Consider the following 15,828-nt stretch of genomic DNA (forward strand, 5'->3'; position numbering starts at 1 on the left):
GGGCGCGACGCCATGTCAGCGGTCCTTGCCGCGCCCAAAGCGCTTCGCGGCTTCGCCCGCGAGCGCGTCGCGAAACCGCGCGCCGAACGTGCCGGGCTGGCCGCGTTCGACGGACGCCGTGCCGGCGGGGACGTCGGGCAAGGCCGACGTCGGCGCCGCCGCCGAGCCGGCCGGCAGCGTATGCAGCAGCCGCACGTTGCCCGGCGCGACGCCGAGCACGAGCCAGGTATCGCCGATCTCGACGATCGTCGCGCTTTCCTTCGCACCGAGCCCGACGCTCGACACGACCTTCAGCGGGCCGCCGCGCCGCGCGGGCTGGAACCCGAAGCGGCGCGCGAGCCATGCGCAGCCGAACACGAGACCGATCACGACCGCGAGCCCGACGAGCGTCTGCAGCACCGCGCCGACGCCGAGCGACGGCGCGGCCGAGCCGACGATCACGCCCGACGCGATCGCGCCGGCGTTGTTCACCGCGTTCATGTCGGCGGCGCCGGCCGGCGCGCATGCGAGCGACGCGGCAACGGCCAGCGCCGCCGCGATCGGGAGAAGGCGCACGCGGCGGCCGGACTTCACGACGTTCATCGATTCAGCTTCCGGATGCGTTCGGCCGGCGTGATGATGTCGGTCAACCGGATGCCGAACTTGTCGTTGACGACCACGACTTCGCCCTGCGCGATCAGGCAGCCGTTCACGAGCACGTCCATCGGCTCGCCGGCGAGGCCGTCGAGCTCGACGACCGAACCCTGCGCGAGCTGCAGCAGGTTGCGGATCGCGATCTTCGTGCGACCGAGCTCCACGGTCATCTTGACCGGGATGTCGAGAATCATCTCGATGTCGTTGTGCGTCGAACTGGCCGCGGCCTTCGACAGCGGCTGGAACACGCCGGCGCCGGTTGCGCCGGCGTGCACCGGCTGCTGGTTCTGCTCGGCGAGCGCGGCGGCCCAGTCGTCCATGCCCGGATCTGCTTGCGCGGCGGCAGCCGATTCCGCGAGTGCCGCGTCGGCGAGTGCCTGCGGGTCGAGATCGTGCGTCTGGTTCAGCTCACTCATATCCACCTTCCTTCATCGTGTCGCCCGCGCTGATCATCTTCTGCACGCGCAACGCATATTGACCATTGAAAATGCCGTAGCCGCATTCCATCACCGGCACGCCGTCGACCTTCGCGATGATCGTGTCGGAGATCTCGAGCGGCAGCACGTCGCCCGTACGCAGGTTCAGGAGCTTCTCGAAGTTCGTCGAGATCTCGGCGAGATCCGCGGTCAACTCGACCTCGGCAGCCTGCACCTGCTGCGACAGCACGCGCACCCAGCGGCGATCGACTTCCAGCGCCTCGCCCTGGATCGGCGAGCTCAGCACGTCGCGGATCGGCTCGATCATCGAGTACGGCATGCAGATGTGCAGCGTGCCGCCCGTCGGCCCGAACTCGATCGAGAACTGCGTGACGATCACGATCTCGTTCGGTGTCGCGACGTTCGCGAACTGCGTGTGCATCTCCGAGCGCACGAATTCGAACTGCAGCGGCCGCACGCTCTTCCACGCGGTCGTGTAGTGCTCGAACACGAGGTTCAGCAGCTTGCCGATGATCCGCTGCTCGGTGGCCGTGAAGTCGCGGCCCTCGACGCGCGTGTGAAAACGCCCGTCGCCGCCGAACAGGTTGTCCACGACGAAGAACACGAGGTTCGGGTCGAACACGAACAGCGACGTGCCGCGCAGCGGCTTCACGTGCACGAGGTTCAGGTTCGTCGGGATCGGCAGGTTGCGGGTGAACTCGCTGTACTTCTGCACCTTCACCTGGCTCACGGAGATTTCCGCCGTGCGCCGCATGAAGTTGAAGATGCCGATCCGCAGCAGGCGCGCGAAGCGGTCGTTGATGATCTCGAGGCCTGGCATCCGGCCGCGGACGATCCGCTCCTGCGTCGCGATGTTGTAGGGGCGGACGCCCGACGTGTCGCGCTGCTCGTCGACCGTGTCGGTTTCGCCCGTGACGCCCTTGAGGAGGGCGTCGACCTCCTCCTGGGACATGAACTCCTGGTGGCCCATGCGCGCTCCTTTTCCGGCCGCGTTACTGGACGACGAATTCGGTGAACAGCACGTCGTCGACCTTCGCGCGCTGGTTGCCCGGCTGCGTCGGCTGCTCGATCAGGTCCCGCAGCTCCTTCGCGAGCGAACGCTTGCCGTCCGGCGTCGCGAGATCCTCGGGATGCTTGTTCGACAGCGCGAGCAGGATCCGGCTGCGGATCTCCGGCATGCGCGCGGTCAGCTGCTCCTGCGCCTTCGGGTCGGTGAGCTTCAGCGACAGGCCGACGCGCAGGTAGTGCTGCACGCCGTCGTCCGACTGCAGGTTCACGGTCAGCGGGTCGAGCGGGAAGAACACCGGCGCGGCAAGCGGCGCCGGCTCGGCGGGCGCGCTCGCATGGCCGACGCCTGCCTTGCTCAGGAACACGTACATGCCGCCCGCGGCAGCGGCGGCCGCGCCCAGCGCGATGACGGCGATGAGCGCGATGCGCTTGAACTTGCCGGGCGAAGCCGGCTTGTCGGCGGTCGGGTTTGCGGTCGTGGAGGCCATGTGAATGCGTGCGTGATGTCTCGTAGCATGCATTGTTCGGCATCCGGGCCGGGCTCGATGGGTGGAAAAGAGGGGGGAATTGCGGTTATCTCAGCCGATTGTCGGCCGGGTGTCGGCTCGACGCAGAGCAGGAGCGACGGCGGGGCGGCCGGCGGGATTCCGGGCCGCCGGACGGAAACGACGGCGCGTGCGGGCGGCAGCGCCCGCACGCGCATTGTCAGATCGGCAACAGCGACAGCAGCGGCGCGATCAGCACCATCGCGACGCCCGCGATCATCATCGTGAGGCTCGACACGACGCCTTCCTCGCTGCCGATCTCGCGCGCCTTCGCGGTGCCCACGCCGTGGGCGGCCGCGCCGAACAGCGCGCCGCGCGCGAGCCGCGTGCGCATCGGCACCAGCGCAAGCACGATCTCGCCGAGCAGCATCCCGCAGATGCCGGTCGCGATCACGAAGAGGGCGGTGAGGTCCTTCGGCGCATGGATCTTGTCGGACACGGCAAGCGCGAACGGGGTCGATACCGAGCGCGTCATCAGCGAGCGCTGCAGCTCGGGCGACAGGTGCAGCAGCTTCGCGAGCAGCAGCGACCCGCACACGCCCGCGCAGATACCGACCGCGACGCCGACCGACAGCGACAGCCAGTGGCGGCGGATCAGCTCGCGATAGTCGTAGATCGGCACCGCGAACGCGATCGTCGCCGGGCCGAGCAGCCACATCAGCCAGCGCGTGTCGCGGAAGTAGACCGAATACGGGATGCCGGTCAGCACGACGAGCAGCACCAGCACGCCCGGCACGAACACGAGCGGCGAAAACAGCAGCGTCTTCTTGTACGCATACAGCCGCTTCGACGCGAAATACAGCGCGACCGTCAGCACGAAGCAGCCGACGGAGATCGCGGTATTCACCTGATCGGCGGACAAGTTCGACAGCAGCGCAGGCATCGCAGGCTCCGGCTCAGTGGACGGACACGGTGGCGAGGCGCGCGCGGCGGCGTTCGGCGAACACGCGCTGCGCGGCGAGCCGGCGTTCGAGCTTCGCGGCGAGATCGACCGCGACGGCCACCGCGACCATCACGAACGCGGTGCCGGCGAGCATGACCAGCGCGATGCGCCAGCCGTCCTCGCGGAACAGCCCGCCGTACTGGACCGCCGCGACGGCGGCCGGCACGAAGAACAGCAGCATGTCGGACAGCAGCCAGTTCGCGCCGTCCTTCACCCACGCGGGCGCGACGCGGCCCGAGAACAGCAGGACGAGCAGCACCGCCAGGCCGATCACGCCGGACGGCACCGGCAGCCCGATCTTGCGCACGGCCCAGTCGACCGCCATCCACAGCACGCCGAGCGCGGCCGACTGCAGCACGATCCGGCCCGTGCGCACAACGTTGCCCGAACCGGCGGGGCGGGCGGCGGCAGGGGTGGTCGGCTTGTTCATGGCGTGCTCCATACAGATATTGCGTTGATGGTGTGAGTATAGGGTTTCCCCTAACCATAAATAAAATGACTTGTCTCTATCCTTATCATTCCAATTCGGAATTCGCTTTGTGTCTGCCGCACCAATATGGGGAGTGATCGATGGAATTGCGCGCGCTGCGGTACTTCGTCGAGGTGGTCCGTCAGCAGAGCTTCACGGCGGCGGCCGACCGGCTGTTCGTCACGCAGCCGACCATCAGCAAGATGGTGAAGGCGCTCGAGGACGAGATCGGCTCGCCGCTGCTGCTGCGCGACGGCCGGCAGATGGTGCTGACCGACGCGGGGCGAATCGTGTTCCAGCGCGGCCAGGACGTGCTCGCCGCGCAGGCGCAGCTGCAGTCGGAGCTGAACGATCTGGGCACGCTCGGGCGCGGCGAGCTGACGATCGGCATCCCGCCGCTTGGCGGGTCACTGTTCACGCCGATCATCGCCGCGTACAAGCAGCGCTATCCGAACATCGAGCTGAAGCTGTTCGAGCAGGGTGCGCGGATGATCGAGGCTGCGCTGATGTCGGGCGAGCTGGAGCTCGGCGGGCTGCTGGAGCCGGTCGATCCCGGCACGTTCGACCGGCTGCCGATGGTGCGCGCGCCGCTGTGGCTCGTCGCGCCGCGCGAGTCGCGCTGGGAAGACCACGCGGCCGTGCCGCTCGCCGATCTCGCGCGCGAGTCGTTCGTGTTCTATGCGGAAAGCCTCGCGCTGCACGATGCGGTGCTCGACGCGTGCCGGCAGGTCGGGTTCACGCCGTCGATCGTGAGCCGCAGCGGTCATTGGGACTTCATGGCCGCGCTGGTGCACGCGGGCGTCGGCATCGCGCTGCTGCCGGAGCCATACTGCCGGCGGCTCGATGCGCGGCAGTTCACGTGCCGGCCGATCGTCGAGCCGGAGATCACCTGGGCAATCGCGCTCGGCTGGTTGAAGAAGGGCTACCTGTCGCACGCGGCGCGTGCATGGCTTGATGTCGCGCGGGCGACGCTTCCAATTGCGTCGGGCGACGATCTGGCCTTTGGCGGGTTGCGGGCGAGGGAGTGACGCCCGCGACGCGGGCGGCGCAACAGCCCGGGAAACGAGCGGGAGCACGCGCCAGCGCGGCCCGCCGCGCGGTCAGTGCCCCATCGCCGGCCCCGCGCCCTTCTTCGGCTTGGTGATCCACACGAGCGCCGCGAGCGCGATGAACACGCCCGCCGACAGGTGGAAGAAGTCGTTGGTCGCCATCATGAAGCCCTGCTGCGTGACGAGCTGGTTGAGCTGCGCGTTGGCCGTCTGCCCGACGATCCCGAGCTGCGCGAGCGCGCCCTGGTAGTCGGTGGTGTTCTGTGCGTAGACGCTCACCGATTCCGACAGCCGTGCGTGGTGGTAGATCGCATCGTTTTCCCAGAACGTCGAGCTGGCCGCGGTGCCGATCGCACCGGACAGCGTGCGCAGGAAGTTCGACAGCCCCGACGCGCTCGCAAGCCGCTCGTCGGAGATGCTCGACAGCGTGATCGTCGTCATCGGCACGAAGAAGCACGCGACGCCGATCCCCTGCACGAGCCGCGGCAGGATCACGTGGTTGAACGGCACGTCGAGCGTGAACGTCGAATTCCAGACCGACACGCCCGCGAACACGATAAACGCGAAGCTCGCGACCATCCTCAGGTCGAGCCGGTGCATGTTGCGCCCGATCAGCGGCGACAGCACGAGCGCGAGCAACCCGACCGGCGCGGTCGCGAGGCCCGCCTTGCCGGCCGTGTAGCCCATCACCGTCTGCAGCCACAACGGGAAGATCACGACCGAGCCGAAGAACGCCATGAAGCCGAACGAGATGATCAGCGCGCCGAGTGCGAAGTTGCGGTCCTTGAAGAGCGAGAGGTCGACCACCGGCTCCTTCTCGGTCGCCTCCCACACGAGCATGAACGCGAGCGACGCGACCGCGATCAGCGCAAGCGCGACGATGAAGGTCGAGTTGAACCAGTCGCGATCCTTGCCGAGGTCGAGCATCATCTGCAGGCACGACACGCCGATCACGAGCAGCGCGAGGCCGATCGCGTCGATTCGCTGCTTGGTCGTCTTCGTCTCGCGGCCGCGCAGCAGGAAGTACGCGCAGGTCGCCGAGAACACGCCGATCGGCAGATTGATGTAGAAGATCCACGGCCACGTGTAGTTGTCGCTGATCCAGCCGCCCAGCAACGGGCCGAAGATCGGCGCGACGATCACCGTCATCGCCCATAGTCCGAGCGCGAGCCCGCGCTTCGCGGGTGGGTAGCTGCGCATCAGGATCGTCTGCGACAGCGGCACCATCGGGCCCGACACGAGGCCCTGCAGCAACCGGAACGCGATCAGCGTCTCGAAGTTCGACGCGAGGCCGCATAGCGCCGACGCGATCGTGAACGCGAGCACCGACAGCGTGAACAGGCGCACCTCACCAACCCGCCGCGCGAGCCAGCCGGTCAGCGGCACCGCGATCGCGGACGCGACCGAATACGACGAGATCACCCACGTGCCTTCGCTGGTCGCGACGCCGAGGCTGCCCGAGATGGTCGGCACAGCGACGTTCGCGATCGACGTGTCGAGCACTTCCATGAAAGTGCCGAGCGCGAGCCCGACGGTGAGGAGCGCGAGCGCGCCGCCGGTGAGCGGCGCGGGTGCGGCGGCAGGCGGTGCGGCGGATGCCGTGGTGGCGGACATCGGAATCTCCTAGACGCGGCGCGCGCGACGCGCCGATACGGCGCACGGGCGCGCGCTACCGCGCGGCCCGGCCGGGTGGAACGGATAGGGGGAGAGACGGAGCATGTGTCTTGTCATCTTCTGCCCAGACAGAGAAATAAGCGAATGCTTAACCTAGACATCGGGCCTTCCGCGTTCAGCAGTCCGGTTCGTCGGGTTTCGGGCAGCCGGCGTCGCCGGGCCCGTTGGCGATGAATCGCTGCAGCAGGCCGGTGAGTGTCGCGAGTTCGTCGGCCGAGAAGCCGGCGAGCTGCGCGTTCAGCGCGGTCGCAATCAGCGACGGCAGTGCGCGGGCCGCCTCGGCGCCGCGTTCGGTCAGCGTCAGCTCGATCACCCGGCGATCCTGTTCGCTGCGCGAGCGCGCGATGAGGCCCTTGCGCTCGAGGCGGTCGAGCATCCGCGTCATCGAGCCGCTGTCGTACGACATCTTGCGCGACAGCTCGAACGGCGTGCGCGCATAGCCGCGAGACAACAGCAGGATCACGCCGATTTGCTGCGCGGTGAGGTCGTACGGCTCGAGCGCGCGATCCATCCGCTCGACGAGCGCCTGCCGCGCCTTGGTCAGGTAATAACCGAGGCTCGTTTCCAGTGCGATGGTATCGGGATCGTAGAGGCCGCCGTTCATTGCGATTGCGCGCGCAGCAACAGTGCATTTCAGGTCAGAACGCGCCCAGTATCTTGAAAAATGATTGCTTGGTCAATATTATTTCAGTCAACCAGTTACGACGTGCGTGTTGCACTGCCGGAGACTATGTTCTGACCGCTTAGCCCGCGCTGCCGGGCCCCCAGAGGATGTTCGCGATGCTGTTCCTGAAAAATGCCGCCGGCGCGCTGCGCCGCAACCTGACCGATACCGCTCATCATGTGTTCTCCGGGCCGCACCGCGGCTGGAAGATCGCGCTGTACGTGACGATGCTGGTGGTACCGGGCGGATCGCTCGCGGCGCTCGGGTTCGCATGGTTCGATCATCGCCGGCAGCGCAACGCGAAGGGCGGCACTCGCCGCACGGGCCGGCCGGCGGTAACGGAGCCGTCGACATGGCGGCCCGCCGCCGATCCCGTTCCGGTGCCCGTGTGCTGCCACTGAAGCCGCGCCGCGCCGGCCATCCCGACTGAACGCCCGGTCACGCCCCGTGGCCCGGCGTCGTCTGCGCCGCATTCCCTTCCCGTCACGCGCGCAAGCGATCCGTAATGGCCGGTAAACCGGCCGACCGCGCCGGTAACACATTCGTGCCGCCGCGCACCGTACCCTTAGGGCTGCGCAGCTTCCCCGCCGTCAGTTACCATTTGTCCGCCAGCGGCAGAACGACCGCATGCGCGACCGCACCGCGCGACACCGTTCGCCGGCCATCGCGCCCAGACAGGAAAACCACGATGCCGTACGCCCCCCTCCCGCGCGCCTTTCGCCCGCTGAGCGCCGCCGTCGCCGTTGCGACGGCCGTGCTGCTCGCCGGCTGCGCCGTCGGGCCCGACTATCACCGGCCCGACACGTCGATCCCGGCGGCCTTCAAGGAAGCGCCGGCCGGCTGGAAGGTCGCGCAGCCCGCCGACCGGACCGACCGCGGTCCGTGGTGGAGCGTCTACGACGATCCGCAGCTCGATGCACTGATCGGCAAGCTCAACGCGTCGAACCAGACCATCGCGCAATCGGCCGCCGCGTACCGGCAGGCCCGCGCGCTCGTCACCGAGGCGCGCGCCGCGTATTTCCCGACCGTCGGGCTGACCGCGTCGGGCTCGCGCTCACGCACGGGGCGCGTGTCCACGTCGTCGAGCGCGTCGAGTTTCAGCAGCAGTTCGTCGATCAGCAACAGCTATAGCGTCGGCCTCGATGCGAGCTGGGAGCCCGACCTTTGGGGCAAGGTGAGCCGCAGCGTCAGCGCGCAGCGCGCCGGCGAAGCGGCCGCCGCGGCCGATCTCGCGAACGCGCGGCTGTCGCAGCAGGCGCTGCTCGCGCAGACCTACTTCCAGCTGCGCACGTCCGATGCGCTGCAGAAGCTGCTCGACGACACCGTGAAGTCGTACGGCGAATCGCTGAAGCTCACGCAGAACCAGTATGCGCAGGGTGTCGCCGCGCGCGCGGACGTGATCCAGGCGCAGACGCAGCTGCAGAGCGCGCAGGCCGCATCGATCGACAACGGCGTCGCGCGCGCGCAGTACGAGCATGCGATCGCGACGCTGATCGGCGAACCGGCGTCAACGTTCTCGCTGCCGCCGAACCCGCTCGCGGCGCAACCGCCGATCACGCCGGTCGACGTGCCGTCCGCGCTGCTCGAGCGCCGGCCCGACATCGCAGCGGCCGAGCGCCGCGCGGCGGCCGCGAACGAGCAGATCGGCGTCGCGATCGCCGCGTTCTTCCCGACACTCACGCTGTCGGCCACCGGCGGCTTCCAGAGCTCGGTGTGGTCGCAACTGTTCACGCTGCCCGCGCGGTTCTGGACGGTCGGCCCGCAGTTGGCGGCGACGCTGTTCGACGCCGGGCTGCGCGCCGCGCAGACCGATGCCGCGCGCGCGACCTACGATCAGGACGTCGCCGCGTATCGCCTCGCGGTGCTGACCGCGTTCCAGGACGTCGAGGACAACCTCGCGTCGCAGCGCATCCTCGCGCAGGAGGTCGACGTGCAGCGGCAAGCCGTCGACAGCGCCGAGCACGCGCTCGCGATCGTTACGAACCAGTACAAGGCCGGCACGGTCGCCTACCTGAACGTACTGACCGCGCAGACCACCGCGTTCACCGCGCAGCAGAAGCTTGCGACGATCGCCGGGCAGCGGATGGTGTCGTCGGTCGGGCTCGTGAAGGCGCTCGGCGGCGGCTGGGATGCATCGGACATGGCGCGCGAAACGGGCGACATGGCTGCGCCGGCACCGGTGCCGGCGTCCGGTGCGGCGGCGCCGGCCGCGACCGCACCGTCGGCCGCCGCACCGCTCGCTCAGAAGTAACGGGGAAAAGGAGAGGCCGGTGCGCGTTTAGCGCGTCGCGTCGCCGAAGATCAGCGACACCTGGTTGTTGCCGATCGGATGGCCGAGCAGGTTCAGCAGCCCCGCGAGATTCGCCTGCTGCTCGGGCGCCGCATGCGCGGTGCCACGAAACGATCCCTGGCCGGGGCCGAAGCTGCCGTGCCCGTCGAGGAACAGCGGGCCCTGCGTCGTCGACAGGTCGAGATCGGCGTCAGCCCCCTTCGCCTGCAGCACCGCGCGGTACGACCCGAGCGGTTTCACGCGCGACACGCGCGAACTCATCGAATCGATCGTCACCGTCAGCTGGCCGAACGCGTTGTTGCCGATCATCCGCCAGTCGGTCCAGCCGAGCCGCACGTCGCCCTGCAGGTCGAGCGTGTTGAACGGCGTGCCGAGCCCCGCGAGCAGCGATGCGGGCACGGCCATCGAGCCCGCCGACAGCACCGCGCCACGCCACGTCGCGTCGAGCGTGACGGCGTCGGGCATCGCCTCGGTCTGCCGCATGCGCACCTGCACGCGTCCGGTCAGCAGCGGCCAGAAGCGCGTGGTCCATTGGACCCGGCCGGGCAGCAGCGTCGCTGCGCTCTGGTCCGCGCCCGGCGCGAGCATCAGCGTGCCCGAACCGTGCCACAGCGATCCGTCCGGATCGACGAGGTTCACGTGAGCGCCGGTCGCGCGCGCGAACTGCGGCGCGATCCACGCGGCCGGCGCGAGCGCGACGAGCGTCAGCGCCGTCGCGAGCCCGCCTGCCACGACCCACGGCACTGCGGCGGCGAGCCGCCTGATCCCCGGCCTCATCGGCCGACCGTCGCTGGCTTCATCCACCGCGTCATTTCTGTGTCGAGGGTTGCATCACGGCCGTCAGGTCGACCTGGCCGTCTTCCTTCAGCCCGGTCACGTGCGCTTCGCCGACCTGCACCTTGAACTGCCGGCGCGCGTCGTCGAGCCACTGCGTCCACACCGGGAACGGCACATTCTTCATCTGGACCTGCACGCCGTTGCCGACGACCTGCACCTGCGCGCCCTGCAGCCCGTGATCGGACAGCGACGCGGTGAGCGCGTCCTTCAGCGCGAGGCCGGTCGGCGCGACGCCTTGCGCGGCGGCCGTCAGCGATTTCGCCTCGTTGGCCTGTGCGGTCATCTGCGCGAGTTCGCGGCGCATCGTCGGCAGCGCGTGCCGAATGCGCGAGCGGCCTTCCTGCGCGGGTGACCACAGCACCGAATACGCGATCGCGACGGCCAGCACGGCGCCGCCCCAGCCGAGCAGCGTGCGCTCGCGCGGCGTGCGCTCGCCCCAGAACTGGGCCAGCATCTGGTTCAGTTGTTCCGTCTTCATGAGCGGCTCCGGATCGTCCATTTGCCGGTGCTGCTGTCGACTTCGCCGGCCAGCCCGTTACGCGCGAGACGCTGCGGGAAATCGGGGTCGACCTTGACCTCCGGCTTGAAGCCGACGTCGAGCCGCCGGTCGTGATAATCGAGCGACGCGATTCCGTTCAGCGGCAGCGCGCCCATCGAACGCGACAACCCGCTCGCCAGCGCGAGGAAATCGTTCGGTGACAGCTCGCCTGCGGCCAGGCGCAGCTGGTCGAGCTGGCGCTGCATCTGCGCGGGCGGATCGAGCACCGTCGTCGTCTTCGGGAATGCGGACAGGAGCGTCTCGGTGATCTGCGCGGACAGTGCATCGCGCTCGCGCGCGAGCTTCCACCAGTGCAGGTTCATCCCGATCACCGCGACGCCGAGCGTGACCGCGGCCAGCGCGATCGGCACGCGCAGGCGCTTCACCGTCGCGCGATCGAAGCGCCACGGCTGCGATTCGAATTCGAACTGGCACAGATCGAAGCGCTCGGCGAGCGCACGCCGCGCGAACGCGTCGAACGACAGCGGTTGCGCGCCCGGCAGCAGCGGGCCGTCGGCGCGCCCGACCGATGCGAGGCGCGGCTCCGCGCCCGGCTCGCCGAGTTCGTACAGTTCGACGTCGCCGCCGCCCGCGAGCGCGGCCAGCGTGCCGCCGGCGCGCGACGCGGGTGCCGCGAAACCTTCGCCGAGCGCGCCGCGCGCAATCGCAAGTTCGAGACGCGGCGCACCGGCCGCGGTCGGCTGCGCGCCGGCTTCGACGAGTGCCGGTTCGACCGTCGTCGCGAGGCCCAGCACCGCGGCCACCGCCGTCGGGCGAGTGAGGGGCTCGGCCGCATTCGGGACCGCGTCGGCTTGCGAGGCCTCACCGTCGGCGAGCGTCTGCGACGCAGCGTCCGCCGCCGCCGCGCGCGGCGCGGGCAGGCAGCGCGTCGCGGGCACCGCGCTCAGGTGCCGGTGGCCGGCCGCGCTGAACGCGTCGCAGATCGTGCGGAACCATGCGCGGTCGACGACGGCCAGCACGCGGCGGCCGTCGGGCAACGCGACCGGATCGAGCGCGATATGGCAGCCGAGCGGATCCTGGATCAGCTGATCCTCGACAATGTTGGGCAGCGCCTGGCGCAGCTTCGGTCCCTTGAGCGGCGGCACGGTCGCGGCCAGCAGCAGCACGTCGCGCGCGGCGACGATCAGCAGCGTCGCGTTCGCGCGCGGCAGCAGCGAGAGCGCGGCACGGCCCGCGCGCTGCACCTGGCCGGCCTTGTCCACGAGCGTGAACGGCAGCTCGGGCCACTGCCATTCCTGCAACGGCACGGCCGGCTCGCGCGGCGGCAAAGAAACAATCAGCGTGCTCAAGAGCTCCTCTCCCGAATGGCGTCGTTATAGCTGGTCGCGGATGCGCACGACCCGCGTCGAGTGCGTGGTCGGATCACGATACACGAGCGAGGTGCGATCGACCTCCGCCCGATCGTGCTGGATCCGGCCATGCACGATGAAATAGCTGGAATTGACGTCGACGAGGCTTGAGTCGATCGTCACGTTCGGCGCGCCGGCGCCGCGCAGCGCGAGCTGCACGTCGCCGACGTTGCGGAAAAACACGGTCTCGCGGCGCGACACGAGCGCCTGCGCGGACGACACGCTCATCCCCGGCACCAGCGCCGCGATCACCTCGGCCGGCGCGGTGTTCATGTTCACCGGCGTCGTGGTTGGCAGCACGGTGACGAACGGGCGCAGCCGCGCGACCATCTCGGGCGTCACGCCATCGACGTCGAGCAGGCTGTCGATGCCCGTCATCACGAGCGGCGCGGGCCCGCGGTCGCCGTCGGACATCCCGGGTTCGTCGGTGAAGTTGCCGGCCTGCATGTCGCCGCCCGCCACCGGCGCGGTCGCGGCCGTACCGGCGCCGGGCAGCGTCGGCGTCTGGAAGCGCGTCGCCGAATGCATCAAACCCGCGCGCATCTGCAGCGCGATCCGCTTCGCGAATACGCCGTCGTAGCCGAGCGTCGCCAGCAGCCGCTGGAACGCCTTGAGCTGCATCACGTTGAGCTGCAGCACGCCGGGCGCCGGCGACGACACGAGGTTGCGCAGGTTGTACTTCGCCTGCGCGTCCTCGATCGATCCGGAGATATAGGTATCCTGGCCGCCGTTGTCGTTCGGCGCGCCAATCCGGCCAAGGAAGTCCGACAGCTTGGTCTTCGCGATCGGCACGGCCCAGATCCCGCCGAGATAGGTGATGCCGGGCGCCGTGTCGCCTTCGGAGCGCAGGATCATGCGCGTCCAGTCGAGCGCGCCGCGCGCGACCCACTGCGCCTGCGCGATCACGCGCTGGTTCTCGATGCGGCGAATCTGCACCTGCTGGCGCCACAGCATCCCCGACACGAGGATCGCCGACAGCGCGACGACGAGCAGCGCGGTGATGATCGCCGCGCCGCGCTCGCGGCGTGCATGCGCGCGCGCGGCGAAGCGGAAACGGTGAGGGCGCGTGCGCATCGTCATTCCCCGACGAGGAAGATGCGCGTGACGGGCACGCGCAGCGACGTCGCGCCAATGCTGACCTGCAGCCCGGTCACCGCGCGCGTCGGCGGCGCGTTGCCGATCTGCGGCACCTTCAGCGCATCGTTGTTCTGCGACAGCGCGTCGCTGGCCGCCTGCAGGTTGGTGGTCCAGCCGACGCGCGGCACGTACAGCTTCGCGTCGATCGCACCGACGCCGCCCATCAGCGCGACCCAGCTCCAGCCGTCGACGCTGCTGTCCTTCAGCACGTCGCGCAGGCGGTTCGCATCGTCGAGCGGCGGCGACGCATAGCGCACGACACGCCCGCCGGCGATCCGGTAGCGGACCACCTGCAGCCGCGGCGCGGCGCCCGGCACGTCGAGTTCGCGGACGATCTGCAGCGTGTTGCCGGCAACGCCGATCGCCGGCTGGCCGGCTTCGTCGTCGGTCGCGGCGAGCCGCGCGTCGATGCGCATCTGGTCAAACATCTGCGCGAATACGCGCTCGTCCTCCATCGCGGACGCGACCTTGTCGCGACCGCGCATGATCTGGTCGAGCCCGCGCCACGACAGGATCGCGACCACCGCGAGGATCGCGATCGCGATCATCAGTTCGATCAGCGTGAAGCCGCGCACGCGGCGCGAGCCGACGGAACGCACGGGCCGGCGCCGCATCGGCGCGTCAGAGCGGACGGCTGGTTTCATTCGCGACCACCGTCACCATTTGCGCGAGCACGCCGGCGCGCCCCGGCATGCTCACCGACACCTGCACGCGCCGGAACACCGGGTTCGGCGTCGTGCTCACGCGCTGCGTGCAGACCAGCTGCACGTTGCCCTGCGAGCAATCGAAGCTCTGTTCGCCGACCTCCGGCCACGCATGCGTGAGGCGCAGCTGCGCGAGCGCGTTGTCGGCGCTCCAGCCGGCGAGCAGCCGGCGATGAAGATCGGATGCATTGGTCGCCATCGTACCGACCGCGCGGATCGACGCGGCGAGCGCGACCGCGATGATCGCGAGCGCGACCAGCACCTCGATCATCGTGAAGCCTCGGGAAGAAGAAGCCGGGAAGGGCAGGCGACGACGCATCGTCATTGCACCTCGTAGCGGCCGTTGCCGGTGCCGACGATCGTCGCGCTGCCGACCGCCGAATGCAGCGTCACGCGCACCGGCGTGTCGATGCTTTCGGTGCCGAACACGACGCGGCTCGCGCGCGTGTCCGACCCCGGATAGTCGATGTCGGCGCCCGTGACGCCGCCGTCCCAGTCGCGCGGGCGCAGCAGGTCGTCGCGCAGCGTGCGCCAGCCATCGGGCGAGCTCACGTCGAAACGGAAGCCGTGCGCGGTCGGCTGCCATGCGATCGGGCGGGCGCGCACCTGCGCTTCGTCGCCGGCCGTCTCGAACAGCAACGCGATGCGCTGCGCTTCCTCGCGCAGGTCGGTGCGCGGGTTGCGCGTCAGCGACAGCGACGCGAGCGACACCAGCAGGCCCGCGATCACGAGCACGACCAGCATCTCGAGCAGCGTGAAGCCGCGTGCACGCGCGTGCGCCGCGCTCACGGGCACGCCGCGACGCACACGGCTGTCGCGGGCATCGCGGCGAGCGCGAGCGGAGCGCAAGGGCGTGCGAAGGGCAGGCATGAATGAAGAACGGGACGAACGTCGGATCGGTCAGCGCGGGCTTACTGCCACGAGCCGATGTCGGAATCGTTGCTCTCGCCGCCTTCCTTGCCGTCGGCGCCGTAGCTGAACACGTCGATCTCGCCGTGCACGCCCGGGTTCAGGTACTTGTACCCGTTGCCCCACGGATCGTTCGGCAGGCGCTCGAGATAGCCGCCGTCCTTCCAGTTGTTCGGGATCGGATCGGTGGACGGCTTCTGGGTCAGCGCGTTCAGACCCTGTTCCTGGGTCGGATAGCGGCCGTTGTCGAGACGGTACAGCTTGAGCGCCTGCATGATCGTGCCGATGTCCTGCTTCGCGGCGATACGGCGCGCTTCGTCGGGACGGCTCATGATCTTCGGCACGATCAGTGCCGCCAGGATCCCGAGGATCGCGACCACCACCATGATCTCGATCAGCGTGAAACCGCGCTGACGGCGCACGGCCGCATTACGGCGAGTGATCCACGTTTGCATGACTGACTACCTCTTTCCAAAAAATATCGTCGATTGAGTGACGCACCCGGCGCATTGCGGACGTTTGCCTGACGGCAAGCTTCCGTTTCCCCCGGGCGCGGAGCACGCATTGTAAGGCGCGCATCGCCGAGGGCTTTCACCCAACGCAAATTTCACATAGATCCGT

Annotated in this window: 19 protein-coding genes; 3 read left to right on the plus strand and 16 right to left on the minus strand. The window is 69.2% G+C overall.

Going from position 1 to position 15,828, the window contains the following annotated elements:
* Nucleotides 1-15: 15 nt before the first annotated feature.
* The 6 genes from fliO to DIE15_RS26550 form a co-directional block, all read right to left on the minus strand.
* The gene (gene fliO, locus DIE15_RS26525; protein ID WP_124834748.1) at nt 16-582 is read right to left on the minus strand and encodes a flagellar biosynthetic protein FliO; all 567 of its coding nucleotides are present in this window, start codon (nt 580-582) and stop codon (nt 16-18) included.
* On the minus strand, nt 579-1,049 hold the full coding sequence (gene fliN, locus DIE15_RS26530; RefSeq protein ID WP_124834749.1) for a flagellar motor switch protein FliN: 471 nt from the start codon (nt 1,047-1,049) through the stop codon (nt 579-581). Before fliN ends, fliO begins: the two co-directional genes overlap by 4 nt.
* On the minus strand, nt 1,042-2,040 hold the full coding sequence (fliM, locus tag DIE15_RS26535) for a flagellar motor switch protein FliM (RefSeq protein ID WP_057927999.1): 999 nt from the start codon (nt 2,038-2,040) through the stop codon (nt 1,042-1,044). Before fliM ends, fliN begins: the two co-directional genes overlap by 8 nt.
* A 22-nt stretch (nt 2,041-2,062) precedes the next feature.
* Nucleotides 2,063-2,599, minus strand: a complete 537-nt coding sequence (gene fliL, locus DIE15_RS26540) for a flagellar basal body-associated protein FliL (RefSeq protein WP_124834750.1) — start codon at nt 2,597-2,599, stop codon at nt 2,063-2,065.
* 184 nt (nt 2,600-2,783) lie between these two features.
* Nucleotides 2,784-3,506, minus strand: a complete 723-nt coding sequence (locus DIE15_RS26545) for an LrgB family protein (protein WP_057927997.1) — start codon at nt 3,504-3,506, stop codon at nt 2,784-2,786.
* Nucleotides 3,507-3,519: 13 nt separating this feature from the next.
* Entirely contained in the window at nt 3,520-3,996 is a 477-nt protein-coding gene (locus tag DIE15_RS26550; RefSeq protein WP_057928032.1) for a CidA/LrgA family protein, read from the minus strand.
* Nucleotides 3,997-4,136: 140 nt separating this feature from the next.
* Here DIE15_RS26550 and DIE15_RS26555 point away from each other — a divergent pair, with 140 nt between their 5' ends.
* On the plus strand, nt 4,137-5,063 hold the full coding sequence (locus DIE15_RS26555; protein WP_057927996.1) for a LysR family transcriptional regulator: 927 nt from the start codon (nt 4,137-4,139) through the stop codon (nt 5,061-5,063).
* Between the two features lie 72 nt (nt 5,064-5,135).
* Here the strand turns inward: DIE15_RS26555 and DIE15_RS26560 are convergent, their stop codons facing one another.
* Nucleotides 5,136-6,698, minus strand: a complete 1,563-nt coding sequence (locus tag DIE15_RS26560; RefSeq protein ID WP_057927995.1) for a DHA2 family efflux MFS transporter permease subunit — start codon at nt 6,696-6,698, stop codon at nt 5,136-5,138.
* A gap of 175 nt (nt 6,699-6,873) precedes the next feature.
* On the minus strand, nt 6,874-7,362 hold the full coding sequence (locus tag DIE15_RS26565; RefSeq protein WP_057927994.1) for a MarR family winged helix-turn-helix transcriptional regulator: 489 nt from the start codon (nt 7,360-7,362) through the stop codon (nt 6,874-6,876).
* Between the two features lie 176 nt (nt 7,363-7,538).
* Here DIE15_RS26565 and DIE15_RS26570 point away from each other — a divergent pair, with 176 nt between their 5' ends.
* Together DIE15_RS26570 and DIE15_RS26575 are read left to right on the plus strand one after the other, a co-directional pair.
* A complete protein-coding gene (locus DIE15_RS26570; RefSeq protein WP_124834751.1) occupies nt 7,539-7,823 on the plus strand; it encodes a multidrug ABC transporter ATPase in 285 nt (94 codons plus the stop codon).
* A 287-nt stretch (nt 7,824-8,110) separates the two neighbouring features.
* The gene (locus DIE15_RS26575) at nt 8,111-9,673 is read left to right on the plus strand and encodes an efflux transporter outer membrane subunit (RefSeq protein ID WP_057927992.1); all 1,563 of its coding nucleotides are present in this window, start codon (nt 8,111-8,113) and stop codon (nt 9,671-9,673) included.
* 27 nt (nt 9,674-9,700) lie between these two features.
* Here DIE15_RS26575 and DIE15_RS26580 read toward each other — a convergent pair whose 3' ends face one another.
* From DIE15_RS26580 to gspG, 8 genes are read right to left on the minus strand one after another with little or no spacing between them, the layout of a single operon-like run.
* Nucleotides 9,701-10,489 (minus strand): type II secretion system protein N, encoded by a 789-nt coding sequence (locus DIE15_RS26580; protein WP_124834773.1) that lies wholly within the window; start codon nt 10,487-10,489, stop codon nt 9,701-9,703.
* 31 nt (nt 10,490-10,520) lie between these two features.
* On the minus strand, nt 10,521-11,027 hold the full coding sequence (gene gspM / locus DIE15_RS26585; RefSeq protein WP_057928031.1) for a type II secretion system protein GspM: 507 nt from the start codon (nt 11,025-11,027) through the stop codon (nt 10,521-10,523).
* The gene (gene gspL, locus DIE15_RS26590; RefSeq protein WP_124834752.1) at nt 11,024-12,397 is read right to left on the minus strand and encodes a type II secretion system protein GspL; all 1,374 of its coding nucleotides are present in this window, start codon (nt 12,395-12,397) and stop codon (nt 11,024-11,026) included. The genes gspM and gspL overlap by 4 nt, the downstream gene beginning before the upstream one ends.
* A 24-nt stretch (nt 12,398-12,421) precedes the next feature.
* Nucleotides 12,422-13,531: a type II secretion system minor pseudopilin GspK gene (gspK, locus tag DIE15_RS26595; protein WP_124834753.1), complete on the minus strand. Its 1,110-nt coding sequence runs from the start codon at nt 13,529-13,531 to the stop codon at nt 12,422-12,424.
* A gap of 2 nt (nt 13,532-13,533) precedes the next feature.
* Nucleotides 13,534-14,238, minus strand: coding sequence for a type II secretion system protein J (locus DIE15_RS26600; RefSeq protein WP_057927989.1), 705 nt, complete (start codon nt 14,236-14,238; stop codon nt 13,534-13,536).
* The gene (gspI, locus tag DIE15_RS26605; RefSeq protein ID WP_409364317.1) at nt 14,216-14,617 is read right to left on the minus strand and encodes a type II secretion system minor pseudopilin GspI; all 402 of its coding nucleotides are present in this window, start codon (nt 14,615-14,617) and stop codon (nt 14,216-14,218) included. Before gspI ends, DIE15_RS26600 begins: the two co-directional genes overlap by 23 nt.
* 2 nt (nt 14,618-14,619) lie before the next feature.
* Entirely contained in the window at nt 14,620-15,168 is a 549-nt protein-coding gene (locus DIE15_RS26610; protein WP_057927987.1) for a GspH/FimT family pseudopilin, read from the minus strand.
* A 41-nt stretch (nt 15,169-15,209) separates the two neighbouring features.
* Nucleotides 15,210-15,662 (minus strand): type II secretion system major pseudopilin GspG, encoded by a 453-nt coding sequence (gene gspG, locus DIE15_RS26615; RefSeq protein WP_057927986.1) that lies wholly within the window; start codon nt 15,660-15,662, stop codon nt 15,210-15,212.
* Nucleotides 15,663-15,828: the final 166 nt, after the last annotated feature.

The organism is Burkholderia sp. Bp9031, from assembly GCF_003857965.1.
Classification (GTDB): Bacteria; Pseudomonadota; Gammaproteobacteria; order Burkholderiales; family Burkholderiaceae; genus Burkholderia; species Burkholderia ambifaria_A.

Coding starts and splice junctions, on each gene's coding strand:
- DIE15_RS26570 (WP_124834751.1), top strand. CDS start 7,539: ATGCTGTTCCTGAAAAATGCCGCCGGCGCGCTGCGCCGCAACCTGACC.
- gspI (WP_409364317.1), bottom strand. CDS start 14,617: ATGCGTCGTCGCCTGCCCTTCCCGGCTTCTTCTTCCCGAGGCTTCACG.
- DIE15_RS26555 (WP_057927996.1), top strand. CDS start 4,137: ATGGAATTGCGCGCGCTGCGGTACTTCGTCGAGGTGGTCCGTCAGCAG.
- DIE15_RS26550 (WP_057928032.1), bottom strand. CDS start 3,996: ATGAACAAGCCGACCACCCCTGCCGCCGCCCGCCCCGCCGGTTCGGGC.
- gspM (WP_057928031.1), bottom strand. CDS start 11,027: ATGAAGACGGAACAACTGAACCAGATGCTGGCCCAGTTCTGGGGCGAG.
- DIE15_RS26560 (WP_057927995.1), bottom strand. CDS start 6,698: ATGTCCGCCACCACGGCATCCGCCGCACCGCCTGCCGCCGCACCCGCG.
- fliN (WP_124834749.1), bottom strand. CDS start 1,049: ATGAGTGAGCTGAACCAGACGCACGATCTCGACCCGCAGGCACTCGCC.
- fliO (WP_124834748.1), bottom strand. CDS start 582: ATGAACGTCGTGAAGTCCGGCCGCCGCGTGCGCCTTCTCCCGATCGCG.
- DIE15_RS26610 (WP_057927987.1), bottom strand. CDS start 15,168: ATGCCTGCCCTTCGCACGCCCTTGCGCTCCGCTCGCGCTCGCCGCGAT.
- fliL (WP_124834750.1), bottom strand. CDS start 2,599: ATGCATGCTACGAGACATCACGCACGCATTCACATGGCCTCCACGACC.
- gspK (WP_124834753.1), bottom strand. CDS start 13,531: ATGCGCACGCGCCCTCACCGTTTCCGCTTCGCCGCGCGCGCGCATGCA.
- DIE15_RS26575 (WP_057927992.1), top strand. CDS start 8,111: ATGCCGTACGCCCCCCTCCCGCGCGCCTTTCGCCCGCTGAGCGCCGCC.
- DIE15_RS26545 (WP_057927997.1), bottom strand. CDS start 3,506: ATGCCTGCGCTGCTGTCGAACTTGTCCGCCGATCAGGTGAATACCGCG.
- DIE15_RS26565 (WP_057927994.1), bottom strand. CDS start 7,362: ATGAACGGCGGCCTCTACGATCCCGATACCATCGCACTGGAAACGAGC.
- fliM (WP_057927999.1), bottom strand. CDS start 2,040: ATGGGCCACCAGGAGTTCATGTCCCAGGAGGAGGTCGACGCCCTCCTC.
- gspG (WP_057927986.1), bottom strand. CDS start 15,662: ATGCAAACGTGGATCACTCGCCGTAATGCGGCCGTGCGCCGTCAGCGC.
- DIE15_RS26600 (WP_057927989.1), bottom strand. CDS start 14,238: ATGAAACCAGCCGTCCGCTCTGACGCGCCGATGCGGCGCCGGCCCGTG.
- DIE15_RS26580 (WP_124834773.1), bottom strand. CDS start 10,489: ATGAGGCCGGGGATCAGGCGGCTCGCCGCCGCAGTGCCGTGGGTCGTG.